This is a genomic window from Chryseobacterium sp. VAUSW3 (genome assembly GCF_002205795.1).
Classification (GTDB): domain Bacteria; phylum Bacteroidota; class Bacteroidia; order Flavobacteriales; family Weeksellaceae; genus Kaistella; species Kaistella yananensis.
In genome coordinates this window covers 143519-167151 of record NZ_NIUY01000003.1, presented here as the reverse complement: position 1 = coordinate 167151, position 23633 = coordinate 143519, and the positions used below count along the sequence as shown (strand labels likewise).

Genomic DNA, 23633 nt, shown 5'->3' with positions numbered 1-23633 from the left:
GGTAAAAAACCCAGCGGATTTCAGGGTCCGCCCGGGTAGGAATACATCAAAATTTATTTCACCGGAATATCGGTAAAGGTGCCGTACACTGAGGTAACGGTTCCGCTCGTCCAGGTCGCGTTAAAGGTGCCGGAAGCTTTGCCGTTTGCATTGGCGGTGATGACCACTTCGCCGGTTGCGGGAGTGGCTGTATTTCCGTTAAAATAAAACGCATTGGTGGCATTCACGGGATAGGTCGCAGGGGAAAGTCCGGAAAGGTTGAACTCAAACACCGTTCCCGAAGTTGCCGTGGCACCCGTAAAGGCAAAAATAGATTTGTACTGCGTACGCACTTCCGAAGATCCTGCGGTTTTCAGAGGTGCCGTGGTGGAGTTCTCACGCCAGCTAAATCCTGCGGAGGCAGGCGGTGTGGTGCTTTCCGGCTCACTGTCTCTTTCGCATCCCGTCATCAGTAAGGTGACTAAAAACAGGGAGAAAAACACGTAATGTAACTTTTTCATAAGAGGAATTTTTAAAATGATTTCACTGACACAAGATACCGGTTCACAGCTTCAAAACTAAATGACCTTCCCGGTTTTACTGTTTAACGTCCATTCTCGAAACGAGCAGGCGGTCGCCGTTCGGGGTTTCGCTGAAGAAGTACGTGTAATCACCAATCTGCAATCGGTTATGCTTAGGGTACAGGTAGTATTTCTTCTTCTCTAGGTCGCCCAGCGTTCTGAATTCCGAAGATTTGCCGGTAGCCAGGTCGAGCTTGCCATATTCAATGCTGTAGAAAGGAGAATAGGATTTGGTTGTCGTAGTTGTGGAAGTTCCTGAAAAGAAATTACTGAAGGTGCTTACATCCGTATCCACATCAATGGCTTTTACAATTTCCATCACCCAGTTTACTGACTTGCCGTCCTTACTTTCGATCAGATAACCGATGGCAGGAAAATTATCTGCCGTCATGGGTGAATTGTTAAAGAATCCTTTTTTGTTTTTCTGATCCAGCTGCACCGTATAATTTCTTACAAGATTGCCCTCCGGTGAAAAGTGAAGCAGATACATTCCTTTGTAAATCCGGTCGTAGCTGTCGCCGCTTCTGCTGGTGGAAACTCCGGCCAGTGCGCCCAGCATTTTACCGCCCGGCAACCCGATTCCTTTTCCTTCGGGCTTGTAATCCTGAACACTCAGCATCATGGAGCCATCTTTAAGAATCTGGAAGTTGTTGGTCACAAATTTCTTACCGTCAAACTCCAGGGCTTTCTTCATATCGGGTCCGGCTACAGCTTTGCTGTTCAGTTCTGCCATTGGCGTGGCTCTGATCACCGACAGCTGCTGCCCGGAAATCTTGGCGATAATGAAGTCATCATATTTTTTTTCATCCAAGGCATTGTCCAGCGACTGTTGAGACGGTGCCATATCGTCTTTTCCGGAAACCATGTTGGCCATTTTCCCGAGGCCGCCCAGCATACCGCCGGTGGACTTGGCCGCCGCCTGCTCATTATCATCCATACTGGATGGAGATACAGTGGCTCCTAAGATTTCATCGGCATACTTGCCCTCTTTTTTAATGCCCATACCGTACAAAATCACCTCATTTCCTTTTGCATAAGCATTGAGGATGCGGTATCCCGCAGAAGGCGCCGTGAAATTGAACTGCTCTTTAACATTTCCTTCCGGAGAAATCCGGAGATAAGTCAGCTGATTTGGATTTCCTGCGCTGCCTTTGCCGTAGATTTTGGTAGGTGCCAGAACCACGATCCAGTCCCGTGGGAAATCATCGTTCGAAACATCGCGGCTGTTTTCATCGAGCAGCGGTTTGGAGAATATAGGTTTTACAGGGCTTGGCGTGGCAACAGACGCTATTTTTCTGGACTCACCCGTATTCGAAATCTTCACCAGGTCCAGGCTCTGCATGGCCGCACCTTTGGTATAAGGATAAGCCAGGGCGTAAATCGTGCTGTCCCGTTCTACCTCGTACGCGCCGCTAAAAAGGTACTCTTCACCGTTTTCACTGGTGAGTTTCTGGCGGTCGAGCAGCTTCACTCTCTTCACGTAATCCCCGGCAAGCCAGTTGTATTTCGCCTTGATTTCACGCTTTTTGAACATCATTTTTCCTGTGAGGTTGGTGCTTACAGAAGCTGCCGTCGTGGTATATTCATCGCCTTTAAAGTTGAAGAATTTCCATTTTTTCTTTACTTTCTCTACGTCCCATTCGTCTTTCATGGTGTTGGTAAGGTTGGCATCTTTGTCGAACGTATAGGCTTCCACCTTCACTTTTCTACGGCTCGAGGGCAGAAAGTACACCATCTCGAAACCGCCGTTTTCCTTGGCTTCTACACCACCCAGATAGCCTTTCTTGGCTTTGCGGGAAATTTCGTAATCTTTTTCAAGAACATTGAAAGTCGTTTGTTGCGCAGTCGCAAACGAACCTGCCAGAACAAACGATGCAAACAGAAGAGATTTTTTTTTCATCATTTGGGTTTTTTGTTGCAGTAAAGGTAGAGCAAAAGCCACACGGCGATCTACCCGGCAGTGGGTATTTTGAGGACGGTAAGTGAGAATTTTTTAAGCTCAGTCGGCCAGCAGGTCGAGATCAGCTACGGCCTGTATGAGCTTGGGAACGGAATGGGTTTCCGTTTTTCGGTAGATGTTTTTGCGGTGGGTTTCTACCGTGCTTTCGCTGATGAAAAGAGCGGTGGAAATCTCCTTATTGGTACACCCGTCGATCATCAGTTTCACGATCTGCTTTTCGCGCAGCGTGAGTTTTATTTCCGGATAAACGATGACTTTGCTCTTAAACTGCTTCAGCGCAGTCTCTGCCTCGGTGCTGAGGTGCATATATCCTAAATGTACATCCTCCAGCGCTTTCACCAGATCCTGGCGGCTTACTTTTTTAGAAAGATAACCGTCAATCTTTACTTTTTCTGTCAGTTCATAAACCGTCTTCGGGTCGCAGTTCATCGAGAGGATAATGATTTTGATAGCCGGGAAATCCCGCTTAAGGATTTTGGCACATTCAAATCCGTTGATCGTGGGCATCATTAAATCCATCAGGATGAGATCGGGATGTATTTCCTCTGCCCTCAGTTCGTGAAGAAAATCAAAGGCATCGGTATAGGTTTTCAGGATTGAGATATTTTTCTCCAGACCGAGAAGCATTTCAATCCCGTCGATAATGATCTGATGGTCATCAATAATAACGACTTTCATAACGCCTCTCCTTTAAACGGTTGGAATCTGGATGAATATTCGGGTGCCCTCGCCCGCCGCACTGTCTATACGCACCTGCCCTTTCAGCAGTTCAATGCGTGCGTTCATATTCTGAAGTCCGAGGCCGTCTCTCTTGTCCATCACTTTCGCAGGGTCAAAGCCTTTGCCGTTGTCTGCAATTTCTGTGGTGATTCTTTGATCGGTCTGGATGACGGAGATGTCAATTTTATCAGCACCGGAATGTTTAATGGTATTGTTGATGCATTCCTGAATGATGCGGTAGAGCGTAACCTGGATATTCTGGTCAAGATCGTTGTTGAGCCCCTCAATCTGAAGGTTCACGGTAAGTTTGGGCGATGAGATTTTCTCAATGAGATACCTTAAGGCATTGGTAAGCGAATTTTTAATGAGCATGTTAGGCATCATCTGATGAGAAAGGGTACGGACATCGTTGATGGCGTCTGCCAGGATACCCGAAGTCCTGTGAATGATCGTATTAAAATTCTCCGGATCATTTTTATAGTCATTCAGCACGCTCACATTCATGTTGGCCGCCGTTAAAAGCTGCCCAACACCGTCGTGAAGGTGGCTGGCCATTCTTTTGCGCTCATTGTCTTCCGCGGTAATGACCGCCCGGGTGGCCAGATCCTGCTGGTGCAGAATGGCTTTCTGAAGTTCGGCTTTCTGGCGGTGCTGGCGGTTGCGGTAGAACACTGCGCCCAGCAGCAGTACGCCTACCAGCGAGAGCAGGGCCACGTTTCTTTTCAGGATTTTGGATTTCTGCTGAAGGATTTCACTGTCTTTCTTCAGGGTCTGGTATTTCTTTTCAAGTTCAGCCGTGCTGCTGCTTACTCCCACATTTACGAGCTCATTATCGAGCGCGATGTATTTCTCAAAATAATACTCTGCGCTGTCCGGCTTTGCCAGGTGATGATACACATTCGTAAGCAGTTTGTAGGTGGAAAGCTGGTTTTCCTTTGAATTTTCTTTTTCGAATAGCGGCAGGATTTTTAAAAGCATGCGCTTTCCCTCCGGATATTTTCCCTGTACAATGAGATGCTGCGCGACGTCGATACTGTTGCTTTCCTGATCGATTTTGGAATTGAATTCTTCACGAACTTCCTGAGACACCTGCAGGTTTACGGCGGCCAGGGAATCTTTTCGCTGAAGGGTATACAGGTTGCCCAGGTTTCTGTTGGCGAACGAAAAACCCTGTTTGTTGCCGACTTTATTACAGATCTCCGAACTTTTCTGATACTGCAGTTCTGCCTCCGTATATTTTTTCTGCATCTGGAATGCTTTTCCAAGGTTCAGGTAATTTTCGCAGAGTTTGTTCTCGATTTCCACGCTTCTTTCCTGAGACTCAAAATATTTTACGGCTTCACCGATATATTTCACCGCATTAGGATTGTCTTTCAGATCCACAAACAGAAGCCCGATATTCGCCTTTGTAATGTTCGCATTTCTGGCATCACCCTTTGCTTCAAAATATTTAAGGGCTTCCAGATACATTTTCATCGCTTTGGTGTACTGAAAGCTGCTTTGGTACACGGAAGCAAGGTTATTATTAAGTTTGGCAATCCCCGCAGCATTCTTATGCTTTTTCCGGATCTGATAGGATTTCAGATAATGCTGTTCGGATTTCTTAAAATCATTATTCCGGAAATGAACCGCTCCCAGATCGCTGTGAACCTGGGCAAGTAATACGGAATCCTGAAGTTTTTCGGTGGCTGCAATGGCTTTTTTACCGTAGCTGAGCGCAGAATCCACAGAAACACTGGCGTAATACCAGGTGAGATCGGCATACACCGATGCGCGTTTCTTATCGTCTGGATTTTTGGTGAGTTCCGATTTTAGGTTGCTGATGACCTCAGAAAGATTCTGTGCCTGTAGAACAGGGAACGCAAATAAAAACACGAATAATAACGCACGGAAGCCAACGACTTTGGTCAGCCGCAATTCATATAATCTACGGCACCCAGAGGGTTTTCGGTGAGTTGAACAGGACGTGGGGAGAGCTGTTTTCATATTTCAGTGGTTCTTTCCGGCCTTCTTTTTCCGGCATGATGATTCAGGACAAAGATGTACAAACTGGTGTAAGGTAAAAATACGCTTTTGAGCGTATATTAAAACAGAATGCTTTAAAGATTATGCGCTTCGTGCTATTTTTTCCTCGTGTCTGCGGTTTGAAGCTGAAATAAGTGCTGTATCCGTCAATCACTGCTGGAACTGAAGACTGTCATCTCCCACCTTAATTTTTCTGATTTTACTGATGTTCTTTCTTTTTCCCGACTCTTCATCTATCGTATACCCGGTCTGTTTTACAGTGATGCTGTGCGCCTTATTGCTATAAGCAAAGTCGGTATTAAATTCATAGTACCCTTTGTGGTTCCTGTTTCGGTTGCCCCGGTTGTTTTCTTCGGTAATCAGGCTCAGCATCAGTTCACCTTCCCGGTAGAATTTGGTGCCCACCGAATTGATTCCCATTCCTTCGTACGGATCATCCACCTTTAAAAGCTCGTAGCCGTCGCCTAAGTTGATCATTGATAAGGTATATGACTTTTCGCCAAAGGAGCCGTGTGTCGCAAAATTGCGTTTGAACTTCTGAATATAAATGCTGTCATTCTCTATGGTGTAAGAAAAATATCCAAGACTAACTCCGCACATGTGGCAGCTGTTGGCATTCACAAATTCTCCATCTTCATTGGAAACCATTGGCGATGTTCGGAAAACTGTATAATATACATTCTCATTTCCACGCTTGACGGTCATTGTGGTGTCAATAAAAGAATATAAAACGCTGTTCTCCCCAAGCTGCCCGTTAAATTCATGTACATCGCCGGGCGTGGCCAACCATTTTACTGCCTTTTGAGTGGCCTGGTATTCACCGTCCAGCAAATCATTGAGTATTTCAGCAGGGGTAGTGGATGCTGGATAATTCCCCGGTGATATGGCATACAGGCTGTTCGCAAAAAGCAATAACAGCAGCAGCAGTCCGGAACTGTTTGGTTTTTTATAATAATTCCGGAAATCCACCACTATTGCCAGGTGACGCTTAGCAGTTTTTAGAAATGTATTCATGAAAATGATGTTGATGATGTATTTTTCATAATTGGAAAGGCCCCCTGTTCTGCTTCCTGACTTTGCTGTAAATCATCAGGGCTGTTCCCGACAGCAAAAACCGGAACATCCAAGTAAACCCTGTGTAACCATATACCCCATCATGCTGATCCTTGCTGCCCACCATCACCCAATCCGGGATGTTTTTACTTCTTTTTTCTTTTGGCACGTATCGAATATACGGCGTTGCTGCTTTTAATTGTTCTACAGTCGGCAACGGTTCGTGCTGGGAATAAAACAGGGAATAATTGTGTTCTAAACTGTCCGGTACGCCGTCCCGCATGTAGCTCAGCATCAATTTAATACTCACCGTACTTTTCCAGGGATTGGGTATTACTTCCGCCCACTTTACCGATGATTTCACCACCACACTTGCTTTTGCATAAGCATCATCACGCAGGTAGGAGCGCACGCCCAGCAGGCCGGAGATGATGCCGAGTATAATGAATATGATGCCAATAAATTTTATAGCGTTACTCAACAATATTGATTAATTTTTGCACTGTTATATCACTGTTTCTTCTCTATCTACCTGAAGTGTTGACTAATGGCATAATACAAACCGAAACCCGTTGCCAGCACCCCTACTACAATGCTGCCTTTAAATCCTAATACCTCAGCCACCCACATCAGCATTTCCTGCCTGCCAGCCTGCGTGCTCGACAGTGCGATGGGCGTGCCTTGTTCCATATCGTAAGCAAATGCAACCAGTAAAGTTGAAAAAATGAGGATGGCAATTGCGTAAAGCCAGCGTTTTAGTTTTTTCATCTTGACAATATTTGCCAGGAAATTATGTTTCGTTATCTGGAATCCAACCGACTTTTAACTTCCAAGGGAAGATCAAAAACGCCATTGGATATTTTCACCAGGTTTTTAGTGTCCATGCTGCCATCCTCTTTCTGCAATACACCGGTAAATGAGAACCTGCCTTTGATCCTTGAAGCGGTAATTTCATCAATAGAAACTGAGCCTCCTTTTACCTTACTGGCATCGCTCCACCAGAACAGAAAATTTTTATTTTCACCATATTCTGCCCTGACCATGAAATCTGATACAACATCTTCCGGTAAAATTTTATATTCTCCTTTCGTAATGGTTTTGCTGCTGTCAGCGGGGGTTATATTCAATACCACAATATTGGCAGTGAGAATATCTGAAGTGGTCTGTGCAAGAATACCGACCGAACCGTCCTCTTTAATGGTAAACGCCTGAATTTTTCCCTGGTCAAACTGCATGGACTTACCGTTGACATTCATCTGTAAATGTGCGGTCGCCGTGTTTGCAGGTGCGGGGTTTTGGGCAGTAACGACAGTAGGAAAAAACATTCCAGTAAGGAAGGTAATCGCTGAGATTAAAAAACAGAGCATGTGCTTTCGGTAATTGGTGATTGTTTTCATCCTTTGTTTATTTGTTTATTTATATTATTTTACTCCTTTTCCACCGCATTCTGTGCAGATATTTGGGAATAGAATATCACCATATCTTGTGGTCGTGGTGTAGTGGCCATTCAGGTATCGGTCTACGCTGAAATTTTTTGATGAATTGGTTATACTTACCCTTGAATATCCTGCAACCTCTTTTCCATTACAGCGGGTACAGGTCGTGGCGGTATGCGCATCATTTGTCTGTTGCATTGCGGCTTTCGTACGGTCTGCGGCTGGATTCACTATTTTTGTAATGCTGCCATTTTCGATTGATACTGTTTCTTCGGTGGCCGGATAATGATAATTTCGCTTTCTAGGAACGCAGTCTGCGTCTGCCTTCCCTTTAAAGGTTACGCCTTCACGGAACGCAGTTTGCGCAAAGGCTGAAAATCCCATCATGAAAAACATAATTAATTAAAATTTGGTTTTTTTAAGTCAGTTTATAATAACCATAATGTTTGATACGAAAAGAATTGCGCTTTGTCTTTATGGAAAGCCTGAGTGTATTTTTTGTTTTGAAGCGGTAAAATCATCATTCTCACTGCCCTACAGTACAAAGTTGTATAATTATTTCCGCGCAGTACATACGCTGAACAGCGTATTTATGTTGAATTAATCTGCTTACAGCCAGTTATTTTTACGCGCCAGCTCCATCATCTCGCTCTTCGACGAAAGATGAAGCTTCTTATACACATTGTTCACATGGGTACGCACTGTATTGGGACTGATGAAGAGCCGTGCGGCGATATCGGAATAGCGGTGCCCTTTCACCATCAGTTTCAGGACATCCATTTCCCGGTCGGATAGCAGCTGGCTTTCGGAGGGGGTGATGTTGGGCCGGTTTTCTTCACATAAAAGACGCATCGCACTTCGCGCAATGGCCGGACTCATGGGGATATTGTCGTAATTCAGCACACTTTCCAGAGCTTCCACAATATTCACGGCCTTGTCTTCCTTCAGCAGATAGCCGTTGGCACCCGCCTTTATGGCCTCGAAAATACGGTCTGTATCTTCGTAGATGGTGAGCACAATAAACTTGAGCTCAGGATATTTAACTTTTGAAATTGAAATAGCCGAGATCCCGTCCAAGAAAGGCATCTCCAGATCCATGAGTACGATTTGCGGATGTTGAGCGGGTGCAAGTTCTTTCAGTTTTTCCAGATAATCAGCACCGTTATCTGCCTCCAGCACGAGTTCCACTTCCGCGTAAGGCAAAAGCTTTTCCTTGAGGGTTTTCCGGTTAAGGAAGCTGTCGTCAACGATTGCGAGTCTCATGTTTTTGATGTAAAATTAGTTAAATGACTTCCGGCTTTCTATACGCGGTTGGGCGTATTTCTTCCAGAACCAGAATGCTCCCCTTACCTTCCTCTGATGACAGTGTTGCAGTAAAGCCGATATTTGCGGCTCTGGCCTTTATATTTCCAAGCCCATAGCCTTCATGATGATCATCCGCAATAAATCCCTTTCCGTTATCCCGCAAACTGATTCTTACCGTATCCCTGGAAATCATATAAAGTTCGGCCTCGGTGGCACCGGAATGTTTCATGACATTCTGCAGGCCTTCCTGCAGGATTCTGAAAAGGTTTATGGTGATTTCTGATGGCAGAATCCGGTTGTCCCTTATGTCTTCCTCAAAACGGATGGTTATGCCGCTGTTTCTGAAGCTTTTCAGCGCGTACTGCTTTACATGATCATAAAAATCTTCTACGGTGATGGTGTCATTGTTCAGCACCCAGAGGGTTTGCCGCAGCAGACCCAGAATACTTTCGGCATGTTCGCGGAGGTCCTCCAGTGCTCCCTTCCCCGCTTTCTCCTCCACCGCAAGATAGTCGATCTTTGAAATCAGGCTGGTGGCATAGGCGCCTATATTGTCATGAAGGTCCCGCGAAATGGCGATGCGCTGATCGCGAAGCCGGTTGTCTTCCTCAGCTTTGGAAACTGCGTACTGCATTTCCAGCTGTTTCGAGATCATATTACTTCGCACCGCGATCACCGCATAAATCAGCGGAAAATAAATGGGCATCCCGATAAGATCCAGGTAAGGTTGCGGCACCTGATAAAAGTAGGTAGCAACAATTATAATCACAAGAAAAGAAAAAACGCAGAAAAGAAGAAGATTGATGAATTCGTGCGACCATTGGATTTTGATCTTTTTGAGCATAGCCAGGGGATCGGCAGGTTGAATATGCAGACGCTTGAGATAGCGTTTTGAAAAGTAAAAATAGATCAGCGGGATGCTCATTACCAGTATGTTTAGGATATTGTACGAAAGATTCTGGGCCGCGTTCACTTCCCGGAAAACCCGCATTTTATCTCCCTGATCCATCTGAACATGATAAATTCCGTACAGAATGGCCAAAAAAGGAATAATAAAATGAATCCAGGGTCTTTTGATTTCTCCGCCATTGTTCAGCAACACATAAAAATAAATGGCCGGACCAAAAAGTAACGGAATAAACGCCTGCAGAAAGAGAAAATCAAAATACGCCACATCCTGAGTGTAAAACAGGGCCAGATTGGCCATGCAGTTTACTGCCACGATCATAAAAATTGCAGAGAACGAAAGCCTGACACCCAGTCTTTCCTTCGTGTTGAGGAGCGTGGGAACAATCAGCAGGATGAGGATGAATATGACGGTGAGGTTCAGCAACAGTACCCAGGGATCACGGTAATCGATGTTCATGCATAAAATTTTAAGTCCTTATCAAAAATAGCAAATTATTGCTTTTATCGGTGAGATTACTTTATGCTAATATATTTCCCGGAATCAGGTGATATTCACGTTGCCTCAGATTACACCACACGTTAAAAAATCCGATATCTCTTACCTCAGATCTGCCCCAAAATAACTGCCGGCAGATATATGGTTCCACCAAATTTTTAACTTTGCCTAAAATACGTCCTTTTGGAATCTTGCGCGAACGGGTGGAAGAACTGGAGGATGCAACAGGTTCATTTCTGTAAACTTTAAAAATTCCTGAGCGTTTCTTATCATACATCAATTCGGGGGCAGTTTTCAAAGGCTACTTTTGCACTCGAATTAAACAACTAATTATTTATACAATGAAAAAATTATCAATTTTGGCCCTTTCAGCAGTTCTGCTTGCCGTATCATGTAAAGAATCAAAAACCGACAGCGTTACCACTGCAACTGAGCAGGCTGTAGCTGAACAAACCGGCGAAACTTTTACCGTAAATACCGACAGCACTACTGTAAAATGGACTGCTTATCATAAAGGCGGATTGAACCCAAGATTCGGAACGACCAAAACCACAGGAACATTTTCTGTAGAAAACGGAAACCTGGTATCCGGAAGCCTCACTTCAGATCTTAACACTTTAACTACTGACCCGGCTGCGGTAGATCCTGCAATGAGCGACGGAAAAACTTCTGCTGACCTTGATGCCCACCTGAAAAGTGCAGATTTCTTTGATACTGCAAAATACCCAAGCGTGAAATTCGACATCACTAAAGTGGAAGACCTTGCAGCAGGAACTCAAAGCAAAGTTGCAGGTGCCAACAAAACAGTAAGCGGAAACCTTACTATTAAAGACAAAACCGTAAACGTAAGCTTCCCTGCGAAAGTAGAAGTTACTGAAAACGGACTGACAATGGTTTCAAACTTCACCATCAACAGACAGGACTGGGGATTGGCTTACGGAACTGAAGGAGATCCTAAAGACTGGATGATCTCTCAGGAAGTTGACCTTGAACTTAACGTAGTTGCAGGTAAATAATATCCTGTCATCAAATATCATAAAGACCGCTTTTTGCGGTCTTTTTTTTGTGGCGGCAAAAACAGTGGATTCCACATTCAGCAGATATTAAGGTAAATTAACAGACTATTTTTTTAATTTTTGGTAAAACATTTGATTACTGAAACGGATAATTTATTCTTTAGTAAGAAAAAAGTCAGTAACTCTAAAAACCTCTACCCAATGGAAAAAGTATCCTTAAAAAAAGTAGCAGCCATGATGAAAAATCTTGATTTTTGCATGATGGTGACCAAAGACGGGCGCAACACGCTTCATTCCCGCCCCATGAGCAACAACGGGAAAGTTGAATACGACGGAGATTCGTGGTTTTTCTCTTACCGTGATTCCAACAAAGTAAAACAGATCGAAAATAATCCGATGATTTCACTGATTTTCCAGACGGATGATATGACTTTTGTTGACTGCTACGGCATGGCAACCATCACTGAAAACCGCAAAATGCTTGAAGAAAAATGGGTGAAAGGGTTGGAAATGTGGTTTCCCGACGGCATTGAAACCGAAGGAATCTGCCTGATTAAAGTTTCGGCACACAGGATCCAGTTCTGGGGCAAAAACGGCGACGGCGAATACAGAGCAGAATAAATCTGGTTAACACCGGTAATTAAAGACTTATCCAAATAAAAATGCACAGCCCCGAACTGTGCATTTTTTTTCAATTTGGCTTAAAGAAGTTCGAAACCTCCATGCAGCACAGTACCATGTACATAACTTGCCGAAGCAGAACTCAGGAACAGTAATCCCTGTGCTACTTCGCGCGGTTCATCCAACCTGCCTTCGCGGCTCATGGTCGGGATAATGTTTGCTTCAGTAAGGTTAAGGCCATAGCTGTTTATACAGATGATAAAAAGCGCAGGTCCCGGTTCTAACATTGAACTACACAAGAAAATCTTCAGAAGAAAAATAAATCTGAATAAGAGGTCCTGAATATTGGGATGATTTTTGCTCATGCGTCGTATTAAACTTTAACGATGAATGCAACAATAATTCAATTTTTCCACTGGTATTCGGAGGGAGACTGTAAATTATATGACGAAGCTGCTAAGGCGGCTGATTATTTAAAGGAACTCGGGATTTCTGCGGTGTGGTTTCCACCTGCATATAAGGCTAATGGCGGCGGTTATTCTGTTGGTTACGATCCTTATGACCTTTATGATTTAGGCGAATTTGACCAGAAAGGTACCATCCCTACAAAATACGGTACTAAAGAACAATATGTGAACGCTTGCAAAACTTTACAAGAAAGCGGCATTTCTGTAATTGCCGATATCGTTTTGAATCATAAAGCCGGCGGCGACGAAAAAGAAAAGTTCCATGCCGTAAAAGTAAATCCCGAAAACCGACAAGAAAACATTTCAGAACCTTTCGAAATTGAAAGTTATACAAAATTCACTTTTCCGAATCGTGAAAAGAAATATTCAGACTTCGAATGGAATTTCACCTGCTTTTCTGGCGTAGATTATGCGGAAGGTCAGGAAGACGGAATTTACCAAATCATCCACGATTTCGGCGATGGCTGGGAAGAAATGATCGATACCGAAAAAGGGAATTATGATTATCTGATGTACAACGATATCGACCACAGAAACCCATTCGTTCGGGAAGAACTCGACAAATGGGGCAAATGGTATCACGACCAGATTCATTTCGATGGAGTTCGTTTAGACGCGGTGAAACATCAATCTCCGGTCTTTTACAAAGAATGGCTTTACAAACTTCGGGAAAATACTGCTAAAAATATTTTCGCCGTCGGTGAGTATTGGGCTCCTGGCGAAGTGAATCTTTTGCAAGATTATATAAATGCCACCGAAGGTTGCATGAGTTTGTTCGATTCTTCTCTTCAACAAAATTTTCACATTGCTTCGAAAGAAGGTGCAGATTATGATTTAAGAAAAATATTTGATGAAACCTTGACTTTACTGAATCCCGCATTTTCTGTAACCGTGGTCGATAATCACGATACACAACCGCTACAAGCTTTGGAAGCTCCTGTTGAAAAATGGTTCAAACCATTGGCTTATGCCCTTATTCTTCTTCGAGAAAACGGATATCCTTGTGTGTTTTATCCGGATTTATTCGGAGCGCACTATACCGATAAAGACAAGGAAGGAAACGATCAGGAAATATTTCTGGACAAAGTAGAAAAAATAGAAGAACTGTTGAAAGCGCGACAACAATTCGCTTACGGAGCGCAAAAAGATTATTTTGAAGACGCGAACTGTCTTGCCTGGACCCGGGAAGGTGACGACGAACACGCTGGTTGCGCAGTAGTTTTAAGTAATAAAGATGCTTACGAAAAACCAATGGAAATGGGTGAAAAATATTCAGGGAAGCAATTTTATGATTTTATGGGATGGTTTCCCGAAAAAGTAACCATTGACGAAAACGGATGGGGAAATTTTCCGGTTCCGGCAGGAAATGTCTCGGTTTGGGTTCCTGAATAGGTGAAAAAATTCAGATGAAAAAAATTATTATCGAAGGCAAAAACATTAATAACATCGAGACCTTCTACGAGGAAGTAAACCGAGTGTTTATGTCACAAGAAAACTGGAAAATTGCGCAGAGCTTAGATGCTTTCAATGATCTATTATACGGATCTTTCGGTGAGATTAAAGGAAAAGAAAAAATCCAGCTGATTTGGAAAGATATCGAAGAAAACCAGAAATCACTGGGCTTTCAAACTACCTTGGAGTTTTATCAAAACAAATTGAAATCTCCAGAAATTTTTAACCGTAAATTTGTTCTAAGCAAAATAGATGAACTGCATCATGGTGTAGGACTTACTTTCTTCGAAATTATCTTGGAAATCATTTCCGATCACGACAATATTACAGTAATTAATAATTAAAAATTAATCGAAAAAATTTGCCGCCTTTGCATTATTTTTACTGAAATTTTTTTGAAATGTTGCAAAATTTGGCCTTCTATCTTACGTTAGTCATTATCATTGTGCTTCTAATCATGCTTGGGCAAAAGATAAAAGTAGCGTACCCTGTTCTTTTGGTTTTAGCGGGATTGGGAATTAGTTTTATTCCAGGTACTCCAATTGTAGAGATCGAGCCAGAACTCATCTTCTTTATTTTCTTACCGCCCTTGCTTTATGAAGCCGCATGGAATTCTTCTTGGAAAGAACTTTGGAGATGGCGAAGAATTGTCTTTAGTTTTGCGTTTGTAGTTGTTTTTTTTACTGCAGTTGTGGTAGCTTTTGCTGCAAACTATCTTATTCCTGGATTTTCTTTGGCATTAGGTTTTTTGTTAGGCGGAATCGTATCTCCACCAGATGCAGTGAGTGCAGGAGCTATTTTAAAATTTGTAAAAATCCCGAAAAGATTCCAATCTATTTTAGAAGGAGAAAGTTTGTTGAATGATGCATCGTCCCTCATTATTTTTCGGTTTGCATTAATTGCTGTGGCAACAGGACAATTCATATGGCATCAAGCTATTATCGATTTCGTTTGGATGTGTGTAGGCGGAGCAGGAATTGGGATTTTAATTGCTTTTCTCTTTATGAAAATGCATAAAATACTACCGACTGACGCCAATATGGATACCATTTTCACCCTTGCAGCTCCGTTTATCATGTATCTCGCTGCGGAAGAATTTCATGCTTCCGGCGTACTGTCGGTCGTAAGCGGTGGATTATTTTTATCAGTTCGCCGACATCACTTTCTTAGTGGCGCATCGCGGCTTCACAGCATAAATGTTTGGCAAAGTTTCAGTTTTTTACTCAACGGAATGGTATTTATGCTGATTGGGCTAGATCTTCCGCTAATTGTTTCGGGGCTTGGCGACACCAGCATCTATCAAGCAACGATGTATGGGGTGATAATCACCGTAGTTCTTATTATCATTAGAATGTTCGCCAGTTATGGAGCGGTTGTTTTCACGTTAATTATGCGAAATTTCATCAATGTTGCAGATGCCGAATCTCCCGGTTGGAAAGTCCCAATCGTTCTCGGTTGGACCGGAATGCGCGGGGTGGTTTCGTTGGCAGCAGCACTTTCAATACCTGTGACTTTGGCAGACGGAAGCCCTTTTCCTCACCGTAACCTCATCCTTTTCATCACTTTTGTTGTGATTTTACTTACTTTAGTTTTGCAAGGTTTAACGCTTCCTCTTTTACTGAAAAAAGTCAAATTAAAAGATAAAGATTTCATTAAATCCGAAAAAGAAATCGACTATGAAATTCGAAGCGAATTAGCAAAAATTGCCGTCGAAAAAATTAAAAAAGAGTATCCCGAAAAGTTGGAACAATTCCCAGCGCTCAAAGAGCAATTTCAAAGCTGGGAAAACAGAATTAACAGTTCCGAAATCATCATTAATTACCCCGAATACCAACAGATTTTTGCTGATATTTTGGAGCATCAAAGAATGTGGCTCATCAATAAAAACCGAGAAGAACTTCTTCTCGATGAAGAAATTGTTCGAAAACATTTAAGATTGATTGATCTTCAGGAAGAGAGACTAAGTCTCGGGAAATAAATTTTCTCCCAACGTTTTATTCATAATAGTTAAAACTTTAAGAAGAAATTATGACAACTCCATTTTTCTATTTTATAAATTTGAAGTCTTAAAAAATCTATATGAATACATCCTCTGTAAAAGCCTTCGGAACCGAAGCAAAAGATAAAGATTTGCAACTGATGCAAATTGAAAGAAGAGAAGTAACACCTACAGATATTGAAATCGATATCTTGTACTGCGGAGTTTGCCATAGCGACCTCCATACGGCAAGAAACGACTGGGGCGGAACCAAATATCCTTCTGTTCCGGGACACGAGATCATTGGCCGAATTACAAAAGTAGGTTCTGCGGTAACTAAATTCAAAGTAGGCGATTTAGCCGGTGTTGGCTGCCTGGTAGATTCTTGCCGAGAATGTGAGAGCTGCAAACAAAACCTGGAGCAATATTGTCTCAATGGCTCTACAGGAACTTACAACGGAAAAGATCCATTTTTGGGTGGTCATACTTTTGGAGGTTACTCCGAAAAAGTTGTTGTTGATGAGGCTTTTGGGCTACATATCCCGGAAAATTTAGATTTAAAGGCTGTTGCACCACTACTTTGCGCTGGCGTTACTACGTGGTCTCCTCTGAAACATTGGGACGTGAAGGAAGGGAGTAAAGTTGCAGTAGTAGGATTAGGCGGTTTGGGACACATGGCGATTAAACTTGCCAAAGGTTTAGGCGCCAATGTTACTTTATTTTCCAGAAGCCCCGACAAAATTCAGGATGCCCTGGATTTGGGCGCCGATGCTGTAGTAATTTCAACGTATGAAAATGAAATGAAGGCCGTAAAAGGAAAGTTTGATTTAATTATTGATACTGTTCCTTACGACCACGATATTAATCCGTATATCAGCACCTTAAATATCAGTGGAACTCTCGTATTGGTAGGTTACATCGGAAAAATGGAAGATGCACTTTTCACTCCACCCATGATTGGTGGAAGAAGATCTGTAGCAGGTTCTGTGATCGGAGGAATCAAAGAAACCCAAGAAATGCTCGATTTCTGTGGCGAGAAAAATATCCTTCCGGAAATAGAAATGATCAATATGCAAAACATCAACGAAGCTTACGAAAGAATGCTGAAAAGCGATGTGCGCTATCGTTTTGTGATTGATATGCAATCTCTGAAAAAATAATTTTTTAGCTAAAAAAAATGAAATATCCGGTTGATTGCTCAGCCGGATATTTTTATATAAAGTCTATTTCAAAACCTTTTTTGCCGTTTTCGGTGAACCGTCAATAGTTTGGGAAACTTTTAATCCTAAAATTTCAGCAACCATCGGATAAAGATTCACATTCCGAAACTTTCCGATTTTTTTTCCTTCTTTAAAAGCCGGACCGAATGCAGCGAAAGTCGCCCTCATTTCCGGAACTTTAAATGGATTGTAACCATGCTTTCCAGGTGTTTTTTTAGATCCGGATTCCAAGAAAACCTTCGGAGCATTAGGAACTAAAAGAATCTGCCCAATCCTTCCGAAACGGTCATCAGAAGTACGATAATGCAATTTTTTAGGAAATTTATCGGTAAGATAGACTTGGTAATCTCTGGTTTTATTTTTCTTTAATTCACGATAAACTTGCTTTACTTCAGCTTCATTTTTCACCATAACACGAAGTAAAGTTTGAGCATTGAAATAGGTGAAACGGTTCTTATTCAAAAGTAGTTCAGGAATTTCCAGGGGATTTTCCAAATCGACATCAATCATCCCGTGGTCCGATACAAAAATGAAATTTACATTCGGAAGCTGCAATTCATTTACTTTCTGAATTAATTTCCCTACAGCATCATCTACAAACTCAACTGCTTGGCGCAATTCGGGAGATTCTGTACCATAAAGATGTCCTTTTTTATCCACTTCAGGGAAATAAAAAGTGATCAGATGTGGCCTCTTATCTTCCGGAAGTTTCAGCCAGTTGAGGACAATATTGATTTTTTCATCTGCCGTAAATTTTTCATGATATTGGTAATAATAGGTTGGCCGAGTTCCTCCCGCATCACTGTTGGAAGCTACCCAAAACAACGAAGCAGCAAGTGTTCCCTGCTTCTCGGCGAGACTCCAAAGTGGAATTCCGCCAAGCCAGGAACCGTCGGAAATCTTTGACTGCATGCTCATTCCGAAAAGATCATTCCTTTTTTTATCATAGAAATAATTATCAACAAAACCGGTATGCGAAGGGAAAAGTCCGGTGATCATCGTATAATGATTCGGCCCCGTAATCGAAGGATAAGAAGGAATCATCGCTTTTGCGGAAACACCTTTTTCGGCAAGTTTCAGTATGTTTTTCGCATGGTATTTTTTTGCATAATCATATCTGAAACCATCCGCAGAAATTAAAATCACATAAGGTTTTGTAAGAGAAGCGTCTGTATTTTTTCGGTTCGGAACCACGACTTGCGCAGTATCGGTTTGAGAAAACCCTAAAACAGACAGTACGATAAACAATACTAAAAATAATCGTTTCATAACTTAATTTATCGTGCAAATTTAATTGAAATTGTGATGAGTTAAGGTCAAGTTCAGCTAATATGGGTTAGAAAAAAATTAAGAAAAATTTTAGCTTCAGCAAGCTTGAGGTGCATTTTACGTAAATATAGTTAACATTTATTAACTATATTTCAGAAATTATTAATAAAATATTACATTTGTAAAGAACTCTATATTTTGCCATGAAAAAACTTCTACTCCTTCTCCTTGCCTTCATATCCATAGCTACCTCAGCACAGCTCGACCGCGAACACTGGTTTGCGCCAATGGTGGACCGTGTTGGTAACGGATCGCAATTCCAATCGATATATATGTCAACCAATGAAACTACTCCATTTAAGGTTGATGTTTACAATAATAATGTTGTTATCGGTTCCGTTATGATAAGCAAAAATAATCCTGCAAAATTCAATGTAACGAGAAGCATGATTATAACCACTTTCCAGAGCGATCTTTTCAGGCCGGTCACTAAGGGAATCTATCTTAAAGGAGACAAACCTTTCTTTGCAAGTCTAAGATTTTCTATTATGAACCATGGTGAAATTTTAACCTCAAAAGGAACCGCGGGGATAGGAACGGAATTCCGCGCAGTAATGGCACCAATTACCGTAAACAACAGCATTCTGAATTTTATGACGAGTGTGATGGCTACCGAAGACAATACCACGGTAACCGTTACCGAATTTAATCCCAATGTTGGATTTTCGGATAATGTTCCGCGTAGTCAGATTAATTTCATACTAAATAAGGGACAATCTTATATTATTGATGGAAGGGGAAATAACTTCCAGAATTATACTGGATTTATCGGTGCAAAAATTGTCGCCAATAAACCGGTCTCCATAACAAACGGTAACTTTAACGGGCAGTATGCGGGGAGTCATTCGACTTCTTCAGACATTCTGATGGATCAGGGAGTTCCTGTAGAGAAACTTGGTCAGGAATTCGTTTTGATGAAGGGAAATGGGACAACCGTTTCAAATATGGAGAAAGCCATTATTGTGGCTACCGAAGATAACACTCAAATCTACGTTAACGGCTCAGTCACTCCCGTTGCCACTCTTAATACCGGGCAGTTCTATACCACCGACAACAGCGCATACATTAACCAAGGATTTAACCATTATAACATGCACATTAAATCCACCAAGAACATATATGTTTACCAGTTACTGGCTGGCGATAGCGGCAGTTCTATGGTTGCGACGGGTGGATTCAATTATATCCCGCCTTTAAGCTGTTATTTACCAAAAAAAATTGATGAGATTGGCAGAATTGATGAGAACGAATATTCTTCCAACGGAGTTTCCTATAGTGCCACTGTACCTACTAAACTTAATATTATCACCGAAAGAGGTGCAACAGTGGACGTTAAGCGGAATGGCACATCTATAGTACTCAGCGCGCTGAACGGCCCCTTTAACGTCGTAGGTAATGCAAATTGGGTAACCTATTCTATTCCGGGTGTTTATGGCAATATCGCAGTTTTTTCTTCAAAAGCTGTTACTGCCGGAATTTCCGCGGGAAACGATGCCGTAGGTTACGGCGGATATTTCGCTGGATTCTCTTTTATTCCGGCGATTACCAAAACCGAAGGCGACTGTTTGCCGGGAGTAAAACTTGAGGTGACTGAAGGTTTCGATTCTTACGAATGGCTGATTAAAAATCCCGACGGAACGTACAGTCCGGCACCAGGAACCAACAATACTTTTACATACATTCCACCGCAGGCCGGAATTTACGCGGTAAAAGTAAAACAGGGATCGTGTGCGGAAATTCAGACTCAGGATTTTAAATTCTATAACTGTACCACCTTTACCAACTACGATTACAACAGCTGCGGAAATGAGATTATTACGCCTGCTTTTGCGCTTAGCAGCCAGGCTGTGAATCCTTCAACTGTTCAAATCGTTACGCCACCAACAAAAGGTACCCTAACGATTGCAGCTGACGGAAAAGTGATTTATACTGCCAATCCGGGCGTAAGCGGAATTGATACCTTTAAATTTTCCTTCTGTGGAATCGGACCTATTCCGGACTGCGAAACGGTACAGATCACCATTAAAATGATCGAGAAATACGACAGGATTCTTGAAGAATGCTCAATCAACGGCATCGCTACCTATAATCTATCCCTGGCGCCGGTTTCTCCTGACACTGATATTACCAAGACTTATTTTACCACCCAGAACGGTGCTGAAAATGACATCGCAGGTGACCGCATTCTTAATTTCACTGCTTATCCCTCAGCGAATACCTCAGTATATGTCCGCATTAAAAACAGTATTGGCTGCGTTGCCGTGGCAAAAATTGATCTTCGCGCAAAACTGGCCCCCGAGGTAAAGGAAAATCTCTACACCAAACTCCACTGCGACGAAGATGTTGACGGAAAGATTGACGGAATTTATAAAGTAGACCTGGCTACCATTACACCTGTTGTTTTGGTTCAGGCTTCCAACTTTGTGGTAAAATACTATTCGGATGCCGGCTTAAGCAACAACATTACCGGGGTTTACAGCTTTACAGGAGATACTTCGATCTGGATTAAAGTTGATGCGCCCAACGGATGCCCGTCTGTAACTAAAGAAATTCAGTTAAAGACCGGTGCCAAAAGTACATTGATCACCTCATCGGTAACCAAAGACGTCTGCGATCTTAATCTGGACAATTCGGAAGCGGTGAATCTTGCGGACTACCTCAGTTTCTTTACTGGAGCTGGCGGAACCGCAGTAACTTACTTCAACACCATTGCTGATGCACAGAACAATCAGAATCCTGTTACGGCCAACCAGACCATTACCGCTGACCGCAGTTTTTTTTACCGTATTACGGTGCCCAGTTCATGTGCAAACATTGGAACACTGAATCTGAAACTTTCTGCGGGAACACCTTCCACAACACTTCCGGCAACGGTAAATGTATGTCAGGGAGCAACAACTACTTTAAATGTCGGAACCGGATATACCGCCATTTCCTGGAGTACGGGTGCTACTACTACGACGATAAACGCAGGTGCTGGTACGTATTGGGTAGATCTTACCAATGCGTCCGGATGTGTGTACAGACAGACTGTAACGGTTGTCGATTCTCCAAAACCTCAATGGAATATCACAGCTTATAACGCCACAAACTGTGATGATAATTTCGACGGCATCATTAATGTGAGATTCTCCAACATTACCCCGCTGATCGTACAGAACTCCGCGCTCTTTACCGTGGAATATTCACTTTTCTCAGACTTTAGAACACTTTTGCCTAATGACTGGACTTATGCTGCAGACACCACAGTATTTGTAAGAGCGTATTCAACGGTTTGTCCCGCTGAAGTAAAGCAGATTGATTTAAAAATCGGGAATACACTTCCGCTCCTTACTCCTGCCACCACAGTAACAGTGTGCGACAGTGACGTGAACGGCACGGAAAACATCAACCTGGCAACCTACAGAAACCTTTTCACCACAGATGCTGCGGCAACCGTAAGATATTTCGCAACGCTGGCAAACGCTGAAGCAAACACTCCGACAATAAGTGCTGCACAGGCACTTACCGGAAACAAAACTTTTTATTATCGATTCAGTAAAGCAGGGTTCTGCGATGTGATCGGGACTTTAAATCTGGAACTGAAAGCTGCGACACCCACTGCATTGCTGGATTCCTATACGGTTTGTCAGGGAAGTTCGATCACCCTTAATGCAGAATCAAGCTATACCGCCTGGCTCTGGAGAAAAGGAACAACGACAGTTTCTACCACACAGACTGCTGTCTTAACTGCAGGAGTTTACACGGTATCATTTACAAATGCTTCAGGCTGTGTTTTCACGAAAACCATTACGGTCACTGATTCGCCTAAACCTCAATGGAATATCACAGCTTACAATGCAGTGAACTGTGATGATAATTTTGACGGTATCATTAATGTGAAATTCGCTACCATAACCCCATTGATTATACAGAACGCTGCGCTCTTTACCGTGGAATACTCACTTTTCTCAGACTTTAGGACACTTTTGCCTAATGACTGGACTTATTCTGCAGACGCCACAGTATTTGTAAGAGCCTATTCAACAGTTTGTCCCGCTGAAGTAAAACAGATTGATTTCAAAGTCGGAAATTCTTTGCCGCTTCTGCACGCGAGTGCTGCGGTAAAAGTGTGCGATGATGATTCCGACGCTGTTAAATCAGTTAATTTGGCGAATTATCTTAAGGAGTTCACCGCAGATTCGGGAGTAACAGCCTCTTATTATTTGACTTTAGCTGATGCACAAAATAACGTAAATGGAATTTCGAATCAGGTAAGTATTTCCGGTACTGCAACTTATTATCTGAGATTCCATAAAAATAATTTCTGTGATGTGATTGGGCAATTGACGGTAAATGTTCAGATTCCAAAGAAATCTACAGAACTAGCAGATAAGGAAATCTGTCCGGGAACTACGACGGTATTGGATGCCGGTCCTGGATTCGACGCCTACCTCTGGAGCAATGGAGCTACCACATCATCGGTAACAGTACCGGTGGGTAATTATTGGGTAGATCTTACGCATAATGGCTGCACGTACAGGCAAACAGTTTCGGTAACCGCGGTTTCACTTCCGGAAATCACAAGCGTACAAATCCAGGGAAGTACAGTAACCGTAACCGTCACAGGGGGTAACCCGCCTTATCAATATGCCATTGACGGTGGAACCTACCAATCATCAAATATATTTACGAATGTAAGAGGCGGCGACCATATCATTTCCGTAATTTCTGCTGATAACTGTTCACCGGTTACCGCAACCATTAACGTAATTGAGCTTTACAATGCCATTACACCGAATGGAGACGGAATTAATGATGTGCTGAATTATTCGGCACTTCTCCAGAAAGAAGAGCCGTTCCTACAGATTTTCGACCGTTACGGAAAGCTGGTGTTTACTGGTGATCAAAACAACCGATTTACTTGGGACGGACGAATCGTCGGAAAAGGTGTAGGCACAGGAACTTTCTGGTACGTAATGAGCTGGAAAGAACCGGGATTCACTGCGGTTACCGAATATAGCGGTTGGGTTCTTGTAAAAAACAGAGAATAACTGCTCTCCCACTATAATCAAAAAGCCTGAATCCGATGAATTCAGGCTTTTTT

At 42.6% G+C, this 23633-nt stretch carries 20 protein-coding genes; 7 read left to right on the top strand and 13 right to left on the bottom strand.

The annotated features are described in order from the left end of the window. Positions 1–53: 53 nt before the first annotated feature. The 11 genes from CDW55_RS10540 to CDW55_RS10490 all read right to left on the bottom strand — a co-directional run bounded on the left by CDW55_RS10540 (position 54) and on the right by CDW55_RS10490 (position 10425). Positions 54–500, bottom strand: coding sequence for a hypothetical protein (locus CDW55_RS10540; RefSeq protein ID WP_143756228.1), 447 nt, complete (start codon positions 498–500; stop codon positions 54–56). A gap of 76 nt (positions 501–576) precedes the next feature. Beyond that, a complete protein-coding gene (locus tag CDW55_RS10535; RefSeq protein WP_143756227.1) occupies positions 577–2463 on the bottom strand; it encodes a hypothetical protein in 1887 nt (628 codons plus the stop codon). Positions 2464–2559: 96 nt separating this feature from the next. Continuing rightward, entirely contained in the window at positions 2560–3198 is a 639-nt protein-coding gene (locus CDW55_RS10530) for a response regulator transcription factor (protein ID WP_088469726.1), read from the bottom strand. A gap of 12 nt (positions 3199–3210) precedes the next feature. Further along, positions 3211–4968, bottom strand: coding sequence for an ATP-binding protein (locus CDW55_RS10525; RefSeq protein WP_410492779.1), 1758 nt, complete (start codon positions 4966–4968; stop codon positions 3211–3213). Between the two features lie 447 nt (positions 4969–5415). Continuing rightward, positions 5416–6279, bottom strand: coding sequence for a hypothetical protein (locus tag CDW55_RS10520; RefSeq protein WP_088469724.1), 864 nt, complete (start codon positions 6277–6279; stop codon positions 5416–5418). A 25-nt stretch (positions 6280–6304) separates the two neighbouring features. Then, positions 6305–6802 carry a hypothetical protein gene (locus CDW55_RS10515; RefSeq protein WP_179285937.1) on the bottom strand — a complete coding sequence of 166 codons (498 nt, stop codon included), beginning with the start codon at positions 6800–6802 and terminating at the stop codon, positions 6305–6307. Positions 6803–6846: 44 nt separating this feature from the next. Then, on the bottom strand, positions 6847–7086 hold the full coding sequence (locus CDW55_RS10510; protein ID WP_088469722.1) for a hypothetical protein: 240 nt from the start codon (positions 7084–7086) through the stop codon (positions 6847–6849). Between the two features lie 32 nt (positions 7087–7118). After that, complete coding sequence (locus tag CDW55_RS10505) at positions 7119–7715, bottom strand: hypothetical protein (RefSeq protein WP_143756226.1); 597 nt, start codon at positions 7713–7715, stop codon at positions 7119–7121. A gap of 24 nt (positions 7716–7739) precedes the next feature. Then, a complete protein-coding gene (locus CDW55_RS10500; protein ID WP_143756225.1) occupies positions 7740–8141 on the bottom strand; it encodes a hypothetical protein in 402 nt (133 codons plus the stop codon). 222 nt (positions 8142–8363) lie between these two features. After that, positions 8364–9017: a response regulator gene (locus tag CDW55_RS10495; RefSeq protein WP_088469719.1), complete on the bottom strand. Its 654-nt coding sequence runs from the start codon at positions 9015–9017 to the stop codon at positions 8364–8366. Between the two features lie 19 nt (positions 9018–9036). Further along, positions 9037–10425 (bottom strand): ATP-binding protein, encoded by a 1389-nt coding sequence (locus tag CDW55_RS10490; RefSeq protein WP_088469718.1) that lies wholly within the window; start codon positions 10423–10425, stop codon positions 9037–9039. Between the two features lie 380 nt (positions 10426–10805). On the opposite strand from CDW55_RS10490, the gene CDW55_RS10480 reads away from it, so the two are divergent. Together CDW55_RS10480 and CDW55_RS10475 are read left to right on the top strand one after the other, a co-directional pair. Next, entirely contained in the window at positions 10806–11480 is a 675-nt protein-coding gene (locus CDW55_RS10480) for a YceI family protein (RefSeq protein WP_088469716.1), read from the top strand. Positions 11481–11681: 201 nt separating this feature from the next. Then, a complete protein-coding gene (locus CDW55_RS10475; protein ID WP_143756224.1) occupies positions 11682–12101 on the top strand; it encodes a pyridoxamine 5'-phosphate oxidase family protein in 420 nt (139 codons plus the stop codon). Between the two features lie 80 nt (positions 12102–12181). On the opposite strand, the gene CDW55_RS10470 is transcribed toward CDW55_RS10475, so the two are convergent. Then, entirely contained in the window at positions 12182–12466 is a 285-nt protein-coding gene (locus CDW55_RS10470; RefSeq protein WP_143756222.1) for a hypothetical protein, read from the bottom strand. 21 nt (positions 12467–12487) lie between these two features. Between CDW55_RS10470 and amyA the strand changes: the two genes are divergently transcribed. From amyA to CDW55_RS10450, 4 genes are all read left to right on the top strand, one after another. Next, on the top strand, positions 12488–13960 hold the full coding sequence (amyA, locus tag CDW55_RS10465) for an alpha-amylase (protein ID WP_088469713.1): 1473 nt from the start codon (positions 12488–12490) through the stop codon (positions 13958–13960). Positions 13961–13974: 14 nt separating this feature from the next. Next, positions 13975–14364 carry a ribonuclease inhibitor gene (locus tag CDW55_RS10460; protein WP_088469712.1) on the top strand — a complete coding sequence of 130 codons (390 nt, stop codon included), beginning with the start codon at positions 13975–13977 and terminating at the stop codon, positions 14362–14364. Positions 14365–14420: 56 nt separating this feature from the next. Then, positions 14421–15998: a Na+/H+ antiporter gene (locus CDW55_RS10455; protein WP_088469711.1), complete on the top strand. Its 1578-nt coding sequence runs from the start codon at positions 14421–14423 to the stop codon at positions 15996–15998. 101 nt (positions 15999–16099) lie between these two features. Then, positions 16100–17158, top strand: a complete 1059-nt coding sequence (locus CDW55_RS10450; RefSeq protein WP_088469710.1) for an NAD(P)-dependent alcohol dehydrogenase — start codon at positions 16100–16102, stop codon at positions 17156–17158. Positions 17159–17221: 63 nt separating this feature from the next. Here the strand turns inward: CDW55_RS10450 and CDW55_RS10445 are convergent, their stop codons facing one another. Further along, the gene (locus CDW55_RS10445) at positions 17222–18487 is read right to left on the bottom strand and encodes an ectonucleotide pyrophosphatase/phosphodiesterase (protein WP_088469709.1); all 1266 of its coding nucleotides are present in this window, start codon (positions 18485–18487) and stop codon (positions 17222–17224) included. A 203-nt stretch (positions 18488–18690) separates the two neighbouring features. Between CDW55_RS10445 and CDW55_RS10440 the strand changes: the two genes are divergently transcribed. Beyond that, a complete protein-coding gene (locus CDW55_RS10440) occupies positions 18691–23580 on the top strand; it encodes a T9SS type B sorting domain-containing protein (protein ID WP_088469708.1) in 4890 nt (1629 codons plus the stop codon). The last annotated feature ends 53 nt before the right edge of the window (positions 23581–23633 follow it).